The organism is uncultured Rothia sp. (assembly GCF_937976295.1).
Lineage (GTDB): Bacteria > Actinomycetota > Actinomycetes > Actinomycetales > Micrococcaceae > Rothia.
Window position 1 is genome coordinate 1 of record NZ_CALJRY010000249.1, and the last position, 3418, is coordinate 3418.

The 3418-nt window shown below is 61.3% G+C and carries 2 protein-coding genes; one reads left to right on the forward strand and one right to left on the reverse strand.

The window, feature by feature from the left end; all coding sequences use genetic code 11:
* The first annotated feature begins 126 nt into the window (after positions 1-126).
* A complete protein-coding gene (locus Q0216_RS06645) occupies positions 127-2166 on the forward strand; it encodes a hypothetical protein (protein WP_298593933.1) in 2040 nt (679 codons plus the stop codon).
* 145 nt (positions 2167-2311) lie between these two features.
* Here Q0216_RS06645 and Q0216_RS06650 read toward each other — a convergent pair.
* Positions 2312-3418 (reverse strand): glycosyltransferase family 87 protein (locus tag Q0216_RS06650; RefSeq protein WP_298593934.1); only part of this gene is annotated, 1107 nt, incomplete at its 5' end.

Here is a 3418-nt window from a genome sequence, read left to right on the forward strand (position 1 = left end):
CCACCATTCACGGGGTTCATTTTCTGAACCTATGCCATAATTTGTAGCGATAATACGCTCATATACATAGTCGCTGATGACCGCTCTTCCGGGGTGTTTTTTCAGCACCAGAAAGGCTACTTTCTTATGGCACTCGTCTTCAATCCGCCGCCCAACTGGCCCGCTCCTCCTGCCGGATGGACCCCCACTCCCACGTGGCGTCCTGACCCCGCGTGGGGTCCCGTTCCTGAAGGTTGGCAGCTGTGGGTCGAAGAGCCCGAGCCCGAACCCATTCAGGTTGAAGAGGCTACTATTGAGCCGCTGATTCCCGAGGAGCCCGCTGCTGAGGCGCCCGCGGCTGAGTCTGTTGAGCCCGCTGTTGAGGCTGAGCAGCCCGCCGAGGCTGCGGCACCGCTGACCGTTGAGGACGTTGACCTGGAGCAGCTCGCCGCTGAGCTCGAAGGTGAGCAGATCGTCGAGGTTCCGGAGGTGGCAGCACCCCAGGCTGAGGCATCCCCCATTGAGGCATCCCATGCTGAGGCACAGCAGGTAGAGGCACCCGCGGCTGAGTCCGCTGAGGAGTCCTCCGAGCCCAAGCCGATGCGTCACCTGACTCAGGTTCCGCTGACCGGCACCACTCTGCCCGAGCAGGTTCTCGCGGCCCAGTCTTCCGCAGTTGAGGAGCACGCCGCTGAGGCTGTTGAGGCTCCCGTAGCGCCGGTTGTCGAGCCCGCGCTGTCCGAGCCGGTTGCTTCCGAACCTGTTGCAGAGCCCGCTGTCGTTGAACCCGTCGCCGAGGTTGCCCCCGAGGCACCCGCGGCAGCAGAACCGGTCGCTGAGGCTCCCGCGGCTGAAGCTCCCGCTGCTGAGGTTCCCGCCTCCACCGAAGAGGCTCCCCACACCATCGAGAACTCCCCGTTCGTTGAGTTCCACACTCCGGAAACCGAGCGCACCGTCAACCTGTCCGAGCGTACCGTGAACCTCTCTGAACAGCCCGGCCAGAACGTGCAGGGCGACCAGAACGCACAGTTCATCCCGGCGGGTCAGGCACCGAACGGCTTCCAGCCGAACCAGGCTGATGGTTTCCAGGGCCAGAACTTCCAGGGTGGCCAGTACCAGGGTCAGAATTTCCAGGGTCAGGGCTTCCAGGGCGACCAGAACGCTCAGGGTAGCCAGTACCAGAACAACCCCTACCAGGGTCAGCCGTACAACGCTCAGCAGCCCTACGCGGGTCAGGTGTCCGATCAGGACCAGGCAACCGTGGCGCTGAGCAACCCCTACGTCACCGAGCCCGCAGATCAGGGCGAGGATGGCTCTGAGAAGAAGGGCCTGTTCTCCGGCACCAAGATTTGGGGTGTTATCGGTGGTGCGCTGGCTCTGCTGATTGTTATCATCCTGGCGATTGTCATGCTGATTCCGCGTGGCGGCTCGACCCCCACCTCCGGTTCTTCCGAGTCTGCGAGCGCGGCGGCTACTTCCGCTGAGGCGTCCTCCGCGGCGGCAGCATCCTCTGAGGCTTCTTCCGCAGCATCCGCATCTGAGAGCGCGGCTTCGGCTTCTTCGGCAGCGCCGATCGTTGCTGCTGAGGCGAAGATGCCCGAAGGCGAGTTCAAGGAATACAAGAAGACCGTCGCCGACAACAAGGACACCATCGACATTGAGAAGATCAAGGGCGATGTGTCCGCAGGCCTGCTCTACTACGAGTTCAAGCCCGCAGACGGTGTGGTTAACGCCTTCATCTCCAGCCGTGATGAGAAGGGCAACATGAGCGCAGGTGTGAGCGTTATCGACTCGACCCGCGACGGCAAGGAGCTCAAGGGCACCGCGTGGATTGACGCGAGCGGCCACTCCACCCCCACCCGCAAGCTGGAGCTGACCGGTAAGGGCGAATGGACCATCCGCGTCTACGATGCTGACTCCGCACCCCACTACAAGAAGGGTGAGAAGTTCCAGAGCACCATGAACTTCTACGCTTTCACCTACGAAGGCACCGAGGCGACCATGGAGTTCCAGACCAACGGCCCGACCACCCGCGGTTTCACCGTTCTGAACGCGACTAAGAACGACCCGTTCTTCTCCTCGACCCTGTCGCCGGTGAAGAGTAGCATTCAGTGGGTTCAGAGCAACAAGAGCTACCTGCAGGTTCGTACCGACTCCAACGTGACCTGGAGCATCGGCACTAACTAGCGGCTTGGCTGACTAGGTCAGCAGGCTGGGTAGGTCAGCAGGCTGAGCATAAAAGTATCCCCCGCATCCGTCATGGGTGCGGGGGATACTTTTATGCTGGGATATTTTATGCCGCGATATTTTTATGCCGGGAGCGGGCGGCTCTTTAGCGGGAGTACTTCGCCTCCGCCAGCTCGGCACCTGCGGCGCGTGCCGCACGCTCCACCAGCTGACGATTCGCCAGGTACACGAAGAACGTCACCAGAACAAACAGGTACATCAGCTGGTACGGCATGGTGCCAGCCATCAGGCCCAGGGAGCCTTCGGGCACCATCAGAATCTGATCCGAGTTGAATTGCGGTGAGAACGCCAGCACAATCCAGAACGGCGAAATGTACATGCCCACCAGCGCCGCGGTCGCCAAAATAACAGCCAGCGTGAAGACGAAGGAGCTGACCCGCCGGTACATGAGCGGGAAGATTTCCATGACCACGGCGGCGAGCATCAGCGGGTACCAGGTGTTGTGGTGCGACCAGCTAATCGGCGAAATCTGCAGCATCATGAACGCGGTCAGCGCCAGCTGCGCCATGAGCGCGCGGGCACGAATCAGCGGAACCAGCAGAACCGCAGTGACCAGCACAATCAGCAGGGTCAACGCCATCTGCACCGTGGACAGGGCAGTCGCAGTCAGGTGATGCTGCAGGCCCGCGTGGGTCAGCGTGCCCATAATCGATACGTTATCGAAGTAGCTGAACCAACCCACACGCGAAGTGTCACGCACCGCGTGGAACCAGAACGTCAGCGACTCCTCACGAATCACCAGGAAGCCGATACCCACGGTCGCGGCGAAGCTCGCGCCCAAAGTCGCGATACCCTTCCAGTCCTTACGCATGAGCAGCAGCAGACCGAACGCGAGCGGGGTCAGCTTAATACCCGCCGCAATACCCAGCAGCACACCGCGCGGAACGCGGGTTGCCGGGCGCATAAAATCGGCGAGAATCAGCATCAAAATGATGGCGTTAATCTGCCCAAAATGCGTGGTCAAACGCCACGGGCCGCACATCCAAATCAGCGCCGCAATCAGCGACACCATACCCCAATGACCCAGGTGCTTCTGCAACGGCAGACGCCACGAACGGCTACGCGCGTAGGAGTACAGCAGGTACGCACACCAGTAGCTGAGCGCGCAAATAATGGCGGTAATCAGCAGCATGCTCTGCGGTTCGGTGAGGAACGCGAGCGGGTAGAAGAGCAGCGCCGCAAACGGCGGGTA